Source organism: Pseudoalteromonas aliena, from assembly GCF_038155085.1.
Classification (GTDB): Bacteria; Pseudomonadota; Gammaproteobacteria; order Enterobacterales; family Alteromonadaceae; genus Pseudoalteromonas; species Pseudoalteromonas aliena_A.
This window is the reverse complement of the sequence record NZ_JBAKAU010000003.1, coordinates 107,880-125,944: the sequence shown is the minus strand read 5'-3', so window position 1 is coordinate 125,944 and position 18,065 is coordinate 107,880. Positions and strand designations below refer to the sequence as shown.

The following is an 18,065-nucleotide window of genomic DNA, read 5'->3' as shown; positions in this document are numbered from 1 at the left end:
GATAGTAAATTACATATAAAACAATAGCCTTATATTAGGAACATTATGATCAAAGTATTATTAGCGACCAGCTTAATAGCCTCTTCATTCGCTGCTTTAAGTAATCCTTTAACCGTTGAAGAACAGCGCATCAACAAAGCCCAATCAGCAATGCCAAATGTTTTAAAAGCATTTACCCCACAAGTATCTAGTTTTGAGCAACGATTTAAAGAGCTTAACAACTTTAAAAGTGCAAAAGCATTAGTACAAAGCTTTAGTTTTGAACTGTGGGAAAATGCAAAGCAACGCATAATTAAAACCAATAACTACGACGACCGCGAGCTTTACTGGGCGCGCCTACTTTCAAGCAAAGTAATACGCACAACCTCACCTAAATTTTCAATTACGCAGGCTCAACTCAATACTTTACTAACCCTACTTGAAAAAGGCAGCAGAGGCCGCACCGACCTTACTTTTTCATCAGGCAGCACTAAAAAAATATTACTAACGGGCTTTGACCCATTTTTACTTGATAAAAATATAAACCAAAGTAACCCCTCTGGTGTTGCAGCGTTATTACTCGACGGCCAAGTTATTAATTACAACGGCGTGAGCGCCGAAATTAACACCGTTATGGTGCCTGTGCGCTACGAAGACTTTGATCAAGGTATAATAGAGTCGCTACTTGCCCCCTACTACGCACTTAATAATGTAGACATGGTAGTCACCGTAAGTATGGGCAGAACAGAATTTGACTTAGAGCACTTCCCGGGTAAACGCCGCAGTGTAACCGCCCCCGATAATGCCAATGTTGTGTATGGCGGCACGCAAACAAACCCAGTAATACCAAAACTAAATGGCCGACCGCTCCCGGGCAACGAGTTTGTAAAATTTAGCTTGCCTGTAACTTACATGCAACAAGCCAAAGGCCCTTATAAAGTTATCGACAATCACGAAGTCACCACGCTTGAAAAAACCTATAAAGCGCCTTCGTACGGCGAGCTTAAAAATAGTATTGCGGTAAATGGCGGCGGTGGTGGTTACCTATCTAACGAAATATCGTACCGAAGCATTCGCCTGCGCGATGCGCTTAATTCAAGTATACCTACAGGGCATATTCACACCCCACGTATACAACAATTCGAACCTGAAACAGAAGCTAAAATAGTAAAACAAATAAAAGCAATGCTAGCGAAAAGCTTAGTCGCGCTATAGTTTATAACAACTAGTTTAAGCGTGTAAAAAAGGGCAATAACATTGCCCTTTTTTATCTCATGCACTCTCCCACGGTTAACCACATGGTAAACGCATTACTAAACTCTATTCGCAGTGGTCTATACACAGTAATTAACTCGATGAGCAATAAACTAAAAAGCTAGGCATTTGATGTCTAGTCAAAATTTAGTGCCTTTGATTCCACTAGAAAGTCTACTTGCTGCACAAATGTTATGGGGCTTTGGGGATCTGCATGAAGGCTAAATCCTTTTACCATGCTATAGAAATTATTAACCCCTCGCAGGGCGCTGAGCTTACGGGTAGCGGGAGGGGTGTTGTTAAGGCTAATAATGGAGATTAAAAGTATAATTTCAAGATATTTGTAGTTTAGGCTGATATTGGTACTAAATGATGACTGAGGCGTAAGCCAAGAGGTGCATATTGATACCAATCAACGTGATGAGTACTTGGTCTTTTCGAATAAAGAGTACAAGAAAACACAGCTGTCTGCTTAACCGTAACTCTCTATTGGGCGACCCCATTGGTTTTTTCTAATGGGTGGCCCTACAGGTATTTTTAAAATGACATTTATGTTATAGACTTAGCTAGTCACTTACTGGTAAAGCGCCTACAAAAAAATTTAAAGGCGGTATTAAATACTGTCAGACAACCCAATCTACGAGGCTCAACTCGTACCACAAGAAAGCTTAGAACAACTACACATAGTTGGCCGAGTTTTGTGGATGGGGGAATATTTGTAATACTGCTTTATAAACAACTATTTAAAAGGATTTTAAGTGAAACGGATTTTATTATTTACACTAATAATGAGTGCCCAACTCAACGCAGCACAAGTATACAAATACACTGTAAACGATGTAATCACATTCAGTGTTCAGTCTTATAGTGCTGATGCCCAAATAGTCAAACTACAATCGGGCAAAAGTAATGCTACAGCGAACCCCTGCCAACTAGTTAACCAATGCTTAAAGCAAGTAAAACAAACTAGGTCATGGAAAGATCCCGAATCTGTTAATGTTGTTAACCACTTTAAGCACTGGGAACAGGACGACAGCGGCACTAGGAAGCTTTTATTTTTAGAATTAAAAGCTAAAAATAGCTATGTGCCTATGATGGTACAACCTTCTCAGAGTGCTTTTTAGACCACATCAATACTAGACTCAGTACTGTTCAATATTTCATAAGAAAATAAATCTAATAAAAATAAATAAGGTATAACAATGGCAATCAAAAACGTAATTATTCATCAAGTTAGACGTGACAAGACAGGTGAGAAACTAACTGTTCAACTTCGAGATACCGAGAATAACATTGACGGGTTGGCGGCTGTATTAACTGAGGATTTGCTAGACCTATTTAGCAATGCAAGTCTCAGTATCGGTGAATTTCAAGTACTTGATGATAAAGAAGCTCAGCCTGTTTTTGAGCAAAAATTAAAAAAATATTATGATGATGATGCCGAATGTGCTGATTTTGCAGGTCTTACTAAAGAACTATCAAAACGCTTTGAAAGCATTCTAGTAAGTAAGCAATTAACTTCAGTAAAAGGTGGCTTTTTGGTTTTTTATCAATATGAAACAAGAGGTAATAACTGGCTTGCTGTAGCTATATTAAATAAAACAGACGGTATTGATGTTTCAAAAAAACTAGATGTTATTGCTAGCCAAGTACTAGACTTAAAAAAACTGCACTTAGGGGCAGCGATTAACCTTACTCAATGGCAAACAGAAATGAATTCAAGGTACATTCGATTCAGAACTGGTTTAGCCGTTGAAGTACGAGATTACTTTGAGGAATTTATTGGCTGTCAACGAGACAAAGAAGCTGCTAAGCATGAAACCAAAGAACTAAAAAAAGCTATACGTACTTTTGCAACAAATAATTATGAATTTACTGAAGATCAAATATCTGGAAAAGTTAATACTGCACACGACTTTATTACTGAACAGCAAAAAGAAGGTAATCAAATATTATTGAGCCAAATTGCGAATAGAGTTTTTCCTGATCAGCCTGAAGAATTTGTAAAAGAGGCACGAGAGAACTTCAATTTACCTGAAGATATTGCAATTCATAAAGCAAGTTTAAGAGCATATAAAAAGATATCAGGCCGTGGTAACGGTATCGCTATTAGTTTTGATAGTGATATGCTCGGCAGAGAAGTTGAATACAAAGACGGAGTTCTTTCTATAAAAGAAATTCCAATATCTCTAAAGAAAGCTCTTGAAGAAGAGCTTGCTGCCAGAAAGAAAGATCTAGATAAAGAATGAGCTCAAAAATAACAGAAACATACAGTAAGATATTCAGCCAGCTAGAAGATTTACAAGCTGATAGTAATTCTATTGAAGGCTTTCTTCATTTAACAGATGAGATCGTTGAAGACTTACGTCGATTAGAAAACGCTGGACTAACTTCTGGAACATATAAGTTTTTAAAAGGTAATAAGCCTATCGGTCCGCAAGATTTAGATTCAATTAATGAAAAATTTCTTGCAGATGATGTTTTGTGTAACGTTGATTTAGAAACAAAAAAAATTCATTCTAACTTTGTGGTTTGTCTGGATTGGGACGATTTACTTTCATATGAAGACTCAGTGAAAGCACCCGTTGAGAGCGTGTTCTTTACCGCAACTGGTGAGTGTATTTCTGACAACTCAAGTTCAGACAAATTTACCAATTATCAAAATATAAGCAAAGTTTTTCAATTAATACAAAAACTAGCTAATGAAACTGATGGTGGCGAACGAACTATATTTTATGAAAGAGCCTTAACTTTTGATTTTACACTCTCAGAATCAGACTTAGAGCACGCTATTGATCTTGAGGTATTAAATAAAATACTAAATAAAGATTTACATAAGGAAGCAATTACTTGTTTACTTTGCAAGGAATTGGTGAGCTTCTTAAAAGATGTTGATGTTAAAAAACGTTTTAGTTATTTGATACAACATTTGAGTTCGTTAATATTTAATGTCCAACTGAGCTACCAAGGTTATGTTGAAAACTATACCTTTGATAAGGTTAGAAAAGAATATCAAGAAAAACGTTCTGAATATACCAATAAAGTATATGATAAATTTGATAATGTTGCGACGAAACTGTTATCTCTACCTGCTGGTATTTGGTTTGCAACAACACAGATTGAACCAAGTACCTTTGGTAGTATGGAGTTTGCAAAAAATGTGACTGTGTTAGTCACAGTGGCTTCTCTTGTCGTGATCTTAGTATTCAGCCTATACAGCCAGTACTCAAACCTAGAAATACTTAAAAAAGAATATGTTAGTATATTTGATCAACTAGCAGTAAATTTTGAAGATGAAGCTGCTGATATTCGCAAAGCAAAAGAAGAGATTTTAAGTGCAGAAACAAAAGTGCTATTAAAATTAGGCTTTTCTATATTTATTGCACTTGTTTTATTTGGCTTAACTTTTTGGTTGTTCTGTAAAGCATATAACTAAATTTTTAATCCAGTTTAAAATTCACTCCTTCTAAAACTTGGCACTCTGGCGCAAACCTTAACAGGATTGAGAAAAATAAAGAGATCAAATACAGAGGGTCAGGTCTTTTTTGCTAAGACTAAATACCAATCCCACGTTTAACCCCCTTCCCCGTCATCACGCCCTGAAAATAAGCAATTGATGAGTAATGCATTTCATGGCAGGATTTTGTTCCCGACAAATCCTAAGTACCTATAATGAAATGAAGCCATGCTTGTAGTACATGGATGTGCTTTCATGGCGTTTACGTTCACATCGATTGTGCATTGAAGGATTAAGCGTGTTGTTTGGGTGCGCTGAGAGGTGACGAATAACCGAAGCGCAGCTTCGCAGTATGAGGAAGTGAAGGCATGGATGCCGACAGTAACCCAGCTTCAAGGATGAATTACTTGCAGCAGAGTAAAATTTGAAAATCTATAGCCCCGCGTTGGCTCACCAAGCCAGCGCGACAAAACCTTGAATAAGGTTTCTAATCTTTAAAAAATGCCAAACGTATTCACGTTATCGGTGATGATAACCTCAAACACCTATTCAAATACTTATTCGGGCTGCCGCCCGCGCGTCAGCAAGCTTAACGCCTACAATAAATAACACATACTCTTGGCTTTTAAGCGAGTAAGTATATTTGGAGTTTGTTTGATTTCGTTGCACTTTACCTAGCCTATGCTACTTGTGTTGTAAGGCGAAAATTAAGTGCTCTCATCACTTTAAAAATAGTTTCCCAACGTGGCTTAGTTTTACCGTTAACTGCCTTATATAAACTTTCACGGTTTAATCCCGTTGCTTTAGCAATATCACTCACGCCATGTTTTTTAACTAATAAGCCAAGTGCTTCAATAAAGGTATTTGGATCATCATCAGCTAAACACTCTTCTAAAAATGTATTAATTTCTTGTTGTGTTTCCATATAGTCAAACGGGTTAAAATCTGATGTTTGTAGCGCCATAATAATTACTCTAATTTATTCAACTTGCTAAATTAATGTAGCCTAAAAGCTACAGGCGCACAATGTTATTTATAGCTTTAAGGCTGCCGCCAGCGCGTCAGCAAGCTAAGCGCCTACAATAAATAACACATACTCTTGGGTTGTGAGCGAGTAAGTATATTTGTGATTTGTTGGGTTTCGTTTCACTCTTCCCAACCTACGTTCATGTGATTAATGGCGAATCACAACACACAAAAAAGCCGTTACATTGCTGCAACGGCTTTTATAATTTTGATAAATCCCCAAACTATAATGGAACTTACTACCCATTAAAGGTCAAAAAATTAGTCTCTGCTCTTAGTCGCGATAAGTCTCAACCGCTGGGCATGAACATACTAAGTTACGGTCACCGTATACATCATCTATACGTGTAACGGTTGGCCAGAACTTGTTTTTAGCCACTGCAGGCACTGGGAATGCAGCGTAAAAACGGTCGTATGCACGCTCCCATTCGTTACCTAACACGTCGCCTTGTGTATGCGGTGCAAACACTAGCGGGTTGTTTTCGATTGACCATTCGCCAGAGATTACTTTTTCAATTTCGCCTTTAATCGACACCATTGCTTCGATAAAACGGTCAATCTCGCCTTTTGATTCAGACTCAGTTGGCTCAATCATTAATGTACCAGCTACTGGGAACGACATAGTTGGTGAATGGAAGCCGTAGTCTTGTAGGCGCTTAGCTACATCCATTTCAGTAATGCCTGATTGCTCTTTAAGCGGGCGTAGGTCAACAATACATTCGTGCGCAACGCGGTTGTTGCGGCCACGGTATAAAATTGGAAAGTGCTGGCTTAACTCGTGTGTTAAGTAGTTAGCATTAACGATTGCCATTTCGGTGGCTTGTTTTAAGCCCTCTGAGCCCATCATGGTAATGTAAGCCCATGAAATAGGTAAAATAGCCGCTGAGCCATAAGGCGCTGCCGATACTGCACCGTTATTAACGTTTGTACCCGGCACGTTAATTACGCTGTGGTTTGGCATAAATGGCGCAAGGTGCGATTTAACACCAATTGGGCCAACACCTGGGCCGCCGCCACCGTGTGGAATACAAAACGTTTTGTGCAAGTTTAAGTGCGATACGTCTGAGCCAATAAAGCCTGGGCTTGTTACGCCTACTTGCGCGTTCATGTTTGCGCCATCCATGTAAACTTGGCCGCCGTGCTCGTGCACAATGTCACAAATTTCGCGAATGGTTTCTTCGTAAACACCGTGTGTAGATGGGTATGTGATCATAATACACGATAGGTTTTCAGACACTTCTTCAGCTTTCGCTTTAAGATCTGCCATGTCTACGTTACCGTTTTTGTCGCAGTTAACTACCACAATTTTCATGCTGGCCATTTGCGCAGATGCAGGGTTAGTACCGTGCGCTGAGCTTGGGATTAAACATACATTACGGTGCGCATCGCCGCGTGACTCGTGGTATTTACGAATGGCGATTAAGCCTGCGTATTCACCTTGTGCGCCAGAGTTTGGCTGAAGTGAAACCGCATCGTAACCGGTAATGTTAACTAGCCAATCGTGCAGCTCGTTAATCATTATTTGATAACCCTCTGCTTGATCCAGCGGGCAGAATGGGTGAAGGTTTGCAAACTCAGGCCACGTAATTGGGATCATCTCAGCGGTCGCGTTTAGTTTCATGGTACATGAGCCTAACGAGATCATTGAGTGATTAAGCGATAAGTCTTTGCTTTCTAGTCGCTTAATGTAGCGAAGCATGTCTGTTTCGCTGTGGTAGCTGTTAAAGTTTGGATGCGTTAGTACTTCGTCGTCACGTACTAAACTTGCAGGAATTGACTCGCTGCCATTTGTTTCAACGTCGGCTGCAATAGCATCAACACTTAGGCCATGGCCTTCGCCTAAAATAATATCGAATAACTGTGCAATATCGGCGCGTGTTGTTGTCTCTGATACCGAAATTGAGTACTCGCCTTCGTGGTTTGTTGCAAAGTTTACGCCTTTTGCAATTGCACGTGCTGTTACGTCGTCTTTGCTGTCGTCAACGATTGTTAGCGTATCAAACCAAGTACTGTGCTTAAGTGCGATGCCTTTAGCTTTTAAGCCTGTTGCTAAAATATCAGCAAAGCGATGTATACGCTGCGCGATAGTTTTTAAGCCTTGTGGGCCGTGGTACACCGCGTAAAACGCGGCCATGTTGGCAAGTAATACTTGCGCTGTACAAATGTTTGAGTTGGCTTTGTCGCGGCGAATGTGTTGTTCGCGCGTTTGCATTGCCATACGTAGTGCGTCGTTACCTAAACGGTCTTTAGATACACCAATAATACGACCTGGTAATGAACGTTTGTATGCGTCACGTGTTGCAAAAAATGCAGCATGAGGACCGCCGTAACCCATAGGTACGCCAAAACGCTGAGCCGAACCAAGTACTACGTCTGCGCCTAGCTTACCCGGTGCTTTTAATAGTAATAAACTCATTATGTCGGCAGCAACACAGGCAATGGCCTTTTTGCTTTGTACGCCAGCAATTAGGTCAGTTATGTCGACCACTTCGCCTGATGTAGTTGGGTATTGGAACAATGCGCCAAAAATGTCGTGGTTAACGGCATCTTCTGCTTTACCTACAATTATTTCAAAACCAAACTGCTCGGCACGCGTTGTTACTACGTCGATTGTTTGTGTGTGTACGTCGTCAGCGATAAAAAACGCATTGGCTTTTTTAGCTTTAGATACGCGTTTTGCAAGGCCCATAGCCTCTGCAGCCGCTGTTGATTCGTCAAGTAGTGATGCACTTGCTAAATCAAGACCTGTTAAATCTAGGGTCATAGTTTGGAAGTTTAATAATGATTCTAAACGCCCTTGAGCAATCTCTGGCTGATACGGTGTGTACGCTGTATACCAACCTGGATTTTCTAGTACGTTACGTAAAATTACGTGCGGTACGTTAGTTGGGTGGTAGCCTTGGCCAATGTACGATTTGAAAACTTTATTTTTGCTTGCTACTGATTTTAGGTAGCTTAGTGTTTCAACTTCAGTACGGCTTTCGCCAACTGTTAATGGCTGCTCTAAGCGAATGCTTGCAGGTACAGTTTGGTCAATGAGCTCTTGCACACTCGATACTTCTAAAGCACTTAGCATATCGCTTACTTGTGCTGGGCTTGGCCCAATATGGCGGCGAATAAAATCTTGCTTTTGCTCTAGTTCTTCAAGAGATTTGGCGTTTGACATGAATCCAGATTCCTATGATCCTAAATGCTAATGGGTAACTAGCATTAATTAAAATATTTGACGATTTAACAGTTCACTCAGTATGGGGTTGTGAGCTGTAAAATCATAAAAGCCCCATTTTTATACATTAAACGGGGCTTTTAGTTATCTACAAAAAATGATTATTCTTCGTCGATAGTGTGCGAGTAACCTTCAGCGTCTAATAAGTTATCTAGCTCAGACTCGTCAGATGCTTTAATACGGAATAACCAACCGTCGCCGTAAGCGTCGTTGTTTACTGTTTCAGGTGAGTCTTCAAGTTCTTCGTTAATAGCAACAATTTCGCCACTGATAGGTGCGTAAATGTCTGATGCCGCTTTAACCGACTCTGCTACTGCACAGTCTTCGCCAGCGTCTACTTCGTCGCCAACTTCTGGTAACTCAACAAATACCATGTCGCCAAGAAGCTCTTGTGCATGCTCAGAAATACCAACAGTAAATGTACCGTCGCCTTCGTTACGAACCCACTCGTGTGAAGGTGCGTATTTTAACTCGCTAGGAATGTTGCTCATTTTATTTGTCCTTTGGTTTATATTGGGAGGATACCAATCACAATAATAATTGTGATTGGTATAACCAAATTATTTAAATTATTGATTTACCGTTACGTACAAAGCTAGGCTTTACTACTTTAACGTTTACTAATTTTTTACGCATTTCTACTTGAGCTGTATCGCCTGTTGAACGTGGTACACGTGCAAGGGCTACACTAAAACCAAGTGTTGGTGAGAAAGTACCTGAGGTAATAACCCCTTCACCACCATCAACAATTACTTTTGAGCCGCTACGCAAAACGCCTTTTTCTCCAAACACTAGGCCAACAAGTTTGTCAGTGCTTTTTTCTGCGCGTTGCTTAACAAGTACGTCACGACCAATAAAGTCACGATCTTCTGGTTCCCATGCAATGGTCCATGCCATGTTAGCAGCAAGTGGTGATACGCTTTCGTCCATATCTAGGCCGTAAAGGTTCATACCTGCTTCTAAACGTAGCGTGTCGCGTGCACCTAAACCAGCAGGCGCAACGCCTGCGTCTAGCAGTTGTTGCCATAAATCGGCAGCTTGCTCGTTCGGTACTACTATCTCGTAACCGTCTTCGCCAGTATAACCCGTTGTGGCAATAAATAAATCACCTACTTGAACACCAAAAAACGGCTTCATACCTTCAACGGCTGCTTGTTGCTCAGCATTTAACAATGTGGCTGTTTTTGCTTTAGCGTTAGGGCCTTGCACTGCAATCATTGCAAATTCAGGGCGCTCAGTAACAGTTACATCAAAGTCGCTTGATACGTTGGCTAGGTGCGCTAAATCTTTTTCGCGTGTGGCTGAATTAACAACTAGGCGATAAAAGGTTTCGCTAAAGTAGTAAATAATTAAGTCGTCAATTACGCCGCCTTGCTCGTTAAGCATGCCTGTGTAAAGTGCTTTACCAGGGACTGTTAATTTTGCAACGTCATTTGCTACTAACTTGCGTAAAAATGCTTTTGCTTGAGGGCCTTCAATATCAACAATGGTCATGTGTGATACGTCAAACATACCTGCATCGGTACGCACGGCATTGTGTTCTTCTATTTGTGAGCCGTAGTTGATTGGCATTTCCCAGCCATGAAAATCAACCATTTTTGCGCCTGCTTCAAGGTGCTTAGCATGTAGTACAGTTTTAGCAGTCATAACATTCCTTCACGTTTTAAATTAACCCTGTGCGGGCGTGGCTTAAATAGATCTAAAAACAGGTAAACATAAAATGTTTACCTGTTTGTTGTTTGTGTTTAAGCAGCTTCGTTTTGCATTAGCGCAAAACCTTGTGCTTGTAAGTGTTGTTGCCATTTTTGTAGTTCTTGTTGTTTGGCGACTAACACAAAATGTTGTTCGTCGTTTTTGTCTATTGCAGTAATAAATACATCACCGCTTTGCGCACCGTAACATAATTGCGGATTTGATAAGCGCAGCCCTGGCGTTAATTTAAACGCGTCGATTAATGCATCAAATGCGTTGTTTCCGCTTAAGGTAAATGTAGAAAGGTCGGTACGTATTACGTAGTCAATATCAAAACGAAGTTGTTGTTCGTTTATAAGTGACTTTAATTGAAGGCTTGCTTTGTGCGGCAATACAAATCTAAACGCTGTTTCGCTAAAGTAATATACACAGTAACTATGCTCTGAATAAAGATCATCATCAAGCGTGCCTCTTAATCCAAAACCACTGGCTGTTAATTTTGTTAAATTAATACCTAAAATAGTGCTTAAAAATATACTGGCTTCGCTGCCACTAAAATCAACTATAGCGGTGCTGCTGTTTGTTGTTATGCAATTTGTAGCCGCGTTAGCTGCATTACTATGACGGGCAAACATTATTGGATTAAAGGTCATCACAAACGCCTATATATTTTTAATATCAAAATTATATTGCTCGGGGTGTGTAACAACAAATTGTAATTATTTATCAATTGATAAATAATACTTATATATATAGCCGTATAAATTGTAATTTTAAATATGAAAAACATATCAACCGATAGTTTACGTACTTTTGTAATGGTCGTTGAAGTAGGTGGTTTTGCTAAAGCAGGCGATTTACTTGGCCTTTCGCAGCCTGCTGTGAGCCTACAAATAAAGCGCCTTGAGGATATGATTGGTTATAAGCTATTTAAAAAACAAGGGCAACGCCAAGTATTAAACCAGTACGGTGAGCTATTATTGCCTATGGCAAAACAAATGATGCAACATAACGATGCTATTTTGCAGCAGTTCACCTCTGAAAACATTGCCGGTAAAGTGCGCTTAGGTATACCAAGCGAATTTGCGGCGCGCATACTACCTTCTATTATTGGCGACTTTGTAGCGTTTTATCCTGAAGTATCGTTAGAGGTTAAATCGCGCTTGAGTAAGCATTTGCTTTCGGCTTCAAGGCAAGATCAGTTTGATTTAGTGCTTGCCCTTAATGAGCGACTCAACTCTGATAAATTTCCAATTTTTATGCAAGACGAACTTGTATGGGTAGGCGACCTATCACTTGCAAAAAATGCAGTAGTGACCTTAGTTACAGCGCCCGAGGGCTGTATTTATCGTCGTAGAGCCATTGATGCATTAAAAAATGCAGGCATAAAATACCGTATTGTTTACAGCAACGCCGATTTAACCGGCCTTATTGCCGCTTTAAAAGAAGGGTTGGGTATTACAGTACTTGCTAAAAGCACTGTGCCTAGCGATCTTAACTTTCAAATTCAAACAAAACACTTACCAAGCTTAGGCAGTATAGGTATTAGCTTAATTAAAAGCGGTGGCGAATCGGAGCACGCTGTAGATAAACTGGCTGAATTTATAGCGCTAAGGCTTGGCTAACTTAATATACAAAACCGATACTTAAGAATGAACGTTAAACTGATACTGCCATACAAAAGAAACAATTTAGTTACAAAGTAGCATAAGTGAGTGATTTTAATTCTAAAAAACTGAACTATTAAACAGTTAATAACATTGATTCGTATTCGTTAACGTGTTCAAATTGCGCCAATTAAGATAATTGACATGATCAGGACACACAATGACCTCTAAGTTTTTAGTATCTACCCTGGCAACTGCGGTTGCTTTGTCTTTTAGTGCTACTGCAATAGCAAAAGACACCAGCAATAAAGAACAACGCTTTGAACAAATTACTGTTATTGGCTCTCAGCAAGCTATTAACGATATTCCGGGTTCGGCTACGTTTATTTCTGAAGAAGAGCTTCAAAAATTTCAGTTTACCGATATTTCTCGCGTTTTAGCATCTGTTCCGGGCGTGTACGTGCAAGAAGAAGATGGCTATGGCCTTCGTCCTAATATTGGTATGCGCGGTACAGGTACTGGACGTAACGATAAAATATCAGTAATGGAAGACGGTGTATTAGTTGCACCAGCACCCTATTCAGCACCCTCTGCTTACTACTTCCCTACTATGGGTCGTATGGAATCTATTGAAGTATTGAAAGGCGCAGCATCAGTTAAGTACGGCCCGCGTACTACGGGTGGTGTTTTAAACTTACTTTCGCGCAGCTTACCCACTGAACCAAATAGCTCAAAAGGTATGGTAGATGCAGCTCTTGGTAGCGACGGTTACTACAAAGGCCATGCTTACTTTGGTAAAGAAAAAAATAACACAGCAGGTTTAATTGAAGTATTTACCTACGGCGCAGATGGCTTTAAAGAGCTGCCAGTAGGAAATGACAACACCGGCTTTGAAAAAACAGATTTACTACTAAAGTTTGGCCATACGTTTGGTCAAAACGATGCACATAATCTTGAGCTAAAAATTAAGTACTCTGACGAAACATCAGACGAAACATACATGGGCTTAACTGACGAAGACTATCAAGAAAGTCCTTATCGTCGTTATGCTGCATCGCAAAACGATGAAATGAATACGCGCCACAACGCATACCAACTTAACTATGCGTACCGTTTTGGCGATGGCTATGAATTTTTAGCTACGGCTTACTTAAACGATTTTCATCGTAACTGGTATAAAGCAAGCAGTGTAGGTACAAGCACGCTTGAGCAGTACAGTGAGTTTGAAGCAAACCCAACGAGTGAAGGCATTGAAGATATTGGCGTAAAAGCGAATAACCGTGATTACCAAGCTAAAGGCATTCAATCAGAATTACACATTCCTGCAGGCGATCACTATGTGACTGTTGGCGTACGTTACCACGAAGACGAAATGGACCGTTTTCAGTGGCAAGATACGTACAGGTTAAATCAAGATTTAAGCATGACGTTGACGTCGCAAGGTATCCCAGGGTCTGACAGCAATCGCGTAGATAGCGCTAAAGCAAAAACCTTATTTGTTCAAGATGAGTGGACAATAGATGCATTAGTAGTAAGTGCAGGCCTTCGTTATGAAGACATTACGATTAAGCGTGAAGAGTGGTCTAAATCAGATCCAACACGCAGCAACGGTTTAACTAAAGATGTATCGAACGATACTGAAATTTTAGTTCCGTCACTTGGCGCAACCTATACACTTAACGAAAACGTAACGCTACTTGCGGGCATTCAAAAAGGTTACGCACCAGCAGCACCTGGTAATGCAGACCAAGACGAAGAAGAAAGTGTAAATATTGAGTTTGGCTCGCGCTTCAACGCCGCTGGTTTTACAGGTGAAGTGATTGCGTTTTTCTCAGATTACGACAACATGCACGGTAACTGTACTGCTGCTGTTGGCTGTAGCGATGAAAACATTGGCGACCAGTACAACTACGGTGAAGTAGAAGTATCGGGCTTTGAATTTAGTGCTGCACGTACGTTTGCAACTGATACAGCTATGTTCCCAGTTAAATTAACTTACACCTACACAGATTCAGAGTTCCAAAACGATTTTGATTCTGAAATTTGGGGCGCGGTAGAAAAAGGCGATGCAATGCCATACGTACCAGAAAACCAAGTAGCCCTTTCCTTAGGCGCTGAGTTTTCTGCGTTTGTAGTTAACAGCCAAATACGTTACGTATCTGATGCGCATGCTAATTTAACTGAGTCGGGCATAAATGCTATTGATAGCCGCGTAGTATGGGATTTAGCTGCTAAATACTTAATTGACGAAAACCAAAAAGTATACCTAAACGTTGATAACTTGTTTGATAAAACATACGTTGCTAACCGTTCAAACGGTGGCATTCAACCAGGTAAGCCGCGTACTGTACAGATGGGCTACACATACTCATTCTAACGAGTTAAATAGAGCATCTATTGATGTAAAGTTAAAAGCGTAAATTACAGATACAAAAAAGCCGAGATTGAATTTCAATCTCGGCTTTTTTAATACTTAATTTAAATTAGGTATTATTTATTAGATATTAGTTATTTGCGTTACGCTGGCGTAATACTTCAAATAAACAAATACCTGTAGCAACCGATACGTTTAAACTTGAAACTGTGCCTGCCATTGGAATTTTAACAAGTACATCGCAATGCTCACGTGTTAAACGGCGCATACCCTCGCCTTCAGCACCCATAACAATAGCCATTGGACCCGTTAGGTTGGCTTCAAATACGTGTGTATCTGTCTCGCCGGCCGTGCCTACAACCCATACACCTGCATCTTTGATTTCACGTAGTGTACGCGCAAGGTTAGTAACTTGAATAAGCGGTACTGTTTCAGCTGCGCCACAGGCCACTTTACGTGCAGTACCGTTAAGCTTAGCCGACTTGTCTTTAGGTACAATCACAGCATGTACGCCTGCAGCATCAGCACTACGTAGACATGCGCCTAAGTTATGCGGGTCGGTGATACCATCAAGCACAAGTAAAAACGGTGTGTCTTCGCGTGCAATGATCTCATCTAGATCTTTTTCATTAAACGTTGGCGCTGCTTTTACGTTTGCAATAATGCCCTGATGTTGCTCGCCTTTTGATTTGCTATCAAGGGCTTTGCGCTGCATAAACTGCACTGAAATACCAAACTTACGTGCTTCATCAATAATCGGGGTTGAGCGTTTGTCGTCACGGCCTTTAAGCGCGTAAATTTCTATAAAACGCTCAGGCTCACTTTCTAAAATTGCTTCAACAGAATGAAAGCCAAAAATTAATTCATTACTCACGTATTATCTGCTCCTGGGCTATTACGTTTACGGGCATTTTTGCCTGGTCTTTTAGGCTTTTTAGCTGCCTTTTTCTTTGGTTTTTTCTTAGGTGTGCCATCAGCGGCTTTTGCTGCTTTTTTACTTTTACTCGCTGGCTTTTTTTTACCTTTAGGTTTTTCATCCGTAGTAGATGACTTCCCTGGTATTTTACCTGCTTTTAGTTGCGAGCGAACACTTGCTGGTGCATGGCTTGATTTCCCCGAGCCTTTAGCACCACGGCGGCGTGAATATCTGTCTTGTGCTACATCACCTTTAAGCGTTAAGTTAATACGGCGCTCATCTAAGCTAACCGATGCAACTTGCACTGTTACTTTATCGCCTAAGCGATAAACTTTATGTGTGTGCTCACCTATTAGGGTGTGTTTTGCAGCATCATGCTGGAAGTATTCATCACCTAAATTAGTGACATGAATAAGCCCATCAATTTGTAAATCGTCTAGGCGTATAAACAAACCAAAGTTAGTGACCGATGAAATAACTCCGTTGAACTCATCGCCAACGTGATCTTGCATAAACTCACATTTAAGCCAGTCGGCAACTTCACGAGTTGCATCATCGGCGCGGCGCTCTGTTGTAGAACACTGCTCGCCTAGTTGATCAACTTCGTCGTCTGTATAAGCATATTCGCCAGACGTTTGCTGACCTTGTGCTTTTATTACCGCTTTAATGGCGCGATGCACTACTAAATCTGGGTAACGACGAATTGGCGATGTAAAGTGTGCATAAGCCGAAAGCGCTAAACCAAAGTGGCCTATGTTATCTGGCTGATATACAGCTTGTTTCATTGAGCGCAGTAACATGGTTTGAATAAGCTCAGCCTCTGGGCGGTCGCCTAAACGAGCTAATACTTGGGTTATTTCTTTTGGTGTTGGCTCATCACTTAACGTGCTTTGAATACCAAGCTCAGTTAAAAACTTAGTAAAGTTACCTAGCTTTTCTTGATCTGGTTCGTCGTGCACACGATAAAGCGCGCTAGCTTCGTGTTTTTCAAGTAATTTAGCCGCCGAAACGTTGGCTAAAATCATACATTCTTCAATGAGTTTATGCGCGTCGTTACGAATAACAGGCACTATTGATTCTATTTTACGTTGCGCATTAAATACAAAGCGTGTTTCGAGTGTTTCAAACTCAATAGCTCCGCGCTCTTGGCGAGCAGCTTTAAGCGCCATGTACATTTGCTGTAGATCAGTTAAATGTGGCACTACGGCTGAGTATTCATCGCGTAGTTTTTCATCACCTTTTAAAATAGCGTTTACTTTGGTGTAAGTTAAACGTGCGTGAGAGTTCATCACGGCTTCGTAAAACTTATAACCCGAAAGCTTACCCGCGCTCGACACGGTCATTTCGGCAACCATACATAAACGATCTACTTTTGGATTAAGTGAACATAAACCGTTAGACAACACTTTTGGCAGCATAGGAATTACTTGCTCAGGAAAATACACTGAGTTACCACGCGCTATGGCTTCTTTATTAAGCGGCGTGTTCATGCCTACATAATGCGATACGTCGGCAATGGCAACCCATAAGCGCCAACCACCTGATTTTTTACGTTCACAATATACTGCATCATCAAAGTCGCGTGCATCTTCGCCATCAATAGTTACAAGCGGAAGGTCACGTAAATCTACACGTCCTTCTTTATCGCTATCTTCCACAAATTCACCAAGGTGAGTCACTTGTGCTTCTACTTCTTCTGGCCAAACATGAGGAATATCGTGATTACGAAGCGCTACTTCAATTTCCATACCTGGGGCTAAATGCTCACCAAGTACATCTATAACTTTACCCACGGCGTTCATATTACGACTTGGGTTTTGAGTGATTTTTACCTGCACCATTTGATTATGGCGGGCACCGTTTTCGTTGCCTGGTAAAATCATTATATCTTGGGTAATGCGCGGATCTTCAGCAACTACAACAGCTATGCCGTGTTCAACAAAGTAACGCCCTACTATAGGTGCGCGCTCGTTGGTAAGCACTTTAATAATGCGGGCATCACATTTTGAGCCAGAGCCACGCTTTGTGCCTTTAGCTAGTACAATGTCGCCATGTAGCACCATGTTCATTTGGTGCTTAGCTATAAACCAATCTTTGCTCTCGCCTTCAACTTCTAAAAAGCCAAAACCGTCTCTGTGGCCTATTACTTTGCCTTTAGTTAAACCGGCTTCGTCTATTAAGGCATAACATTTAAACTTATTGAAATACAATTGCCCGTCGCGCTCCATAGCACGAAGGCGGCGTTTAAATGCTATTTGGCGCTCTTCATCATTTACCGCAAGCTCTTCGCATAATTGTGCGTAGTTAGCTGGTTTTGAACGCTCTTGAAGGTGAGTAAGTATAAACTCACGGCTAGGGACTGGGTTTTCGTACTTTTCTTGTTCTCGACTGAGATTTGGATCTTGGTTTGACATTCACTATCTTGTTAGTTGGTTATGTAGGTATTTTAACCCATATAGTTATAATGAGACAGGTAAAAGCTATTAAACTTTTAAGAAAGCACTTTTACTTTGCTGTATAGTTTAAAAATTTAG

At 40.6% G+C, this 18,065-nt stretch carries 13 protein-coding genes; 6 read left to right on the top strand and 7 right to left on the bottom strand.

The features are described from left to right. Positions 1 to 45 precede the first annotated feature (45 nt). From V6260_RS04850 to V6260_RS04835, 4 genes are all read left to right on the top strand, one after another. Positions 46 to 1,194, top strand: coding sequence for a hypothetical protein (locus V6260_RS04850; protein WP_341592939.1), 1,149 nt, complete (start codon positions 46 to 48; stop codon positions 1,192 to 1,194). Between the two features lie 797 nt (positions 1,195 to 1,991). After that, positions 1,992 to 2,357 (top strand): hypothetical protein, encoded by a 366-nt coding sequence (locus V6260_RS04845; protein ID WP_341592938.1) that lies wholly within the window; start codon positions 1,992 to 1,994, stop codon positions 2,355 to 2,357. Positions 2,358 to 2,435: 78 nt separating this feature from the next. Then, complete coding sequence (locus tag V6260_RS04840; RefSeq protein WP_341592937.1) at positions 2,436 to 3,482, top strand: nucleoid-associated protein; 1,047 nt, start codon at positions 2,436 to 2,438, stop codon at positions 3,480 to 3,482. Next, on the top strand, positions 3,479 to 4,669 hold the full coding sequence (locus V6260_RS04835; protein ID WP_341592936.1) for a hypothetical protein: 1,191 nt from the start codon (positions 3,479 to 3,481) through the stop codon (positions 4,667 to 4,669). Before V6260_RS04840 ends, V6260_RS04835 begins: the two co-directional genes overlap by 4 nt. Before the next feature lie 700 nt (positions 4,670 to 5,369). Here the strand turns inward: V6260_RS04835 and V6260_RS04830 are convergent. The 5 genes from V6260_RS04830 to V6260_RS04810 all read right to left on the bottom strand — a co-directional run bounded on the left by V6260_RS04830 (position 5,370) and on the right by V6260_RS04810 (position 11,287). Then, positions 5,370 to 5,654 (bottom strand): addiction module antidote protein, encoded by a 285-nt coding sequence (locus tag V6260_RS04830; protein ID WP_341592935.1) that lies wholly within the window; start codon positions 5,652 to 5,654, stop codon positions 5,370 to 5,372. 336 nt (positions 5,655 to 5,990) lie between these two features. Then, positions 5,991 to 8,882 (bottom strand): aminomethyl-transferring glycine dehydrogenase, encoded by a 2,892-nt coding sequence (gene gcvP, locus V6260_RS04825; RefSeq protein WP_341592934.1) that lies wholly within the window; start codon positions 8,880 to 8,882, stop codon positions 5,991 to 5,993. Positions 8,883 to 9,043: 161 nt separating this feature from the next. After that, positions 9,044 to 9,433 (bottom strand): glycine cleavage system protein GcvH, encoded by a 390-nt coding sequence (gcvH, locus tag V6260_RS04820; protein WP_002958029.1) that lies wholly within the window; start codon positions 9,431 to 9,433, stop codon positions 9,044 to 9,046. A 73-nt stretch (positions 9,434 to 9,506) separates the two neighbouring features. Continuing rightward, positions 9,507 to 10,589 carry a glycine cleavage system aminomethyltransferase GcvT gene (gcvT, locus tag V6260_RS04815; protein WP_341592933.1) on the bottom strand — a complete coding sequence of 361 codons (1,083 nt, stop codon included), beginning with the start codon at positions 10,587 to 10,589 and terminating at the stop codon, positions 9,507 to 9,509. Positions 10,590 to 10,687: 98 nt separating this feature from the next. Continuing rightward, positions 10,688 to 11,287 carry a hypothetical protein gene (locus tag V6260_RS04810; protein WP_341592932.1) on the bottom strand — a complete coding sequence of 200 codons (600 nt, stop codon included), beginning with the start codon at positions 11,285 to 11,287 and terminating at the stop codon, positions 10,688 to 10,690. 126 nt (positions 11,288 to 11,413) lie between these two features. Here V6260_RS04810 and V6260_RS04805 point away from each other — a divergent pair, with 126 nt between their 5' ends. Then, a complete protein-coding gene (locus V6260_RS04805) occupies positions 11,414 to 12,259 on the top strand; it encodes a LysR family transcriptional regulator (RefSeq protein WP_341592931.1) in 846 nt (281 codons plus the stop codon). Between the two features lie 202 nt (positions 12,260 to 12,461). Continuing rightward, the gene (locus V6260_RS04800; protein WP_341592930.1) at positions 12,462 to 14,618 is read left to right on the top strand and encodes a TonB-dependent receptor family protein; all 2,157 of its coding nucleotides are present in this window, start codon (positions 12,462 to 12,464) and stop codon (positions 14,616 to 14,618) included. Positions 14,619 to 14,745: 127 nt separating this feature from the next. Here the strand turns inward: V6260_RS04800 and rlmB are convergent, their stop codons facing one another. Continuing rightward, positions 14,746 to 15,489: a 23S rRNA (guanosine(2251)-2'-O)-methyltransferase RlmB gene (rlmB, locus tag V6260_RS04795; protein ID WP_210999015.1), complete on the bottom strand. Its 744-nt coding sequence runs from the start codon at positions 15,487 to 15,489 to the stop codon at positions 14,746 to 14,748. After that, positions 15,486 to 17,945 (bottom strand): ribonuclease R, encoded by a 2,460-nt coding sequence (rnr, locus tag V6260_RS04790; RefSeq protein ID WP_341592929.1) that lies wholly within the window; start codon positions 17,943 to 17,945, stop codon positions 15,486 to 15,488. Before rnr ends, rlmB begins: the two co-directional genes overlap by 4 nt. Between the last annotated feature and the right edge of the window lie 120 nt (positions 17,946 to 18,065).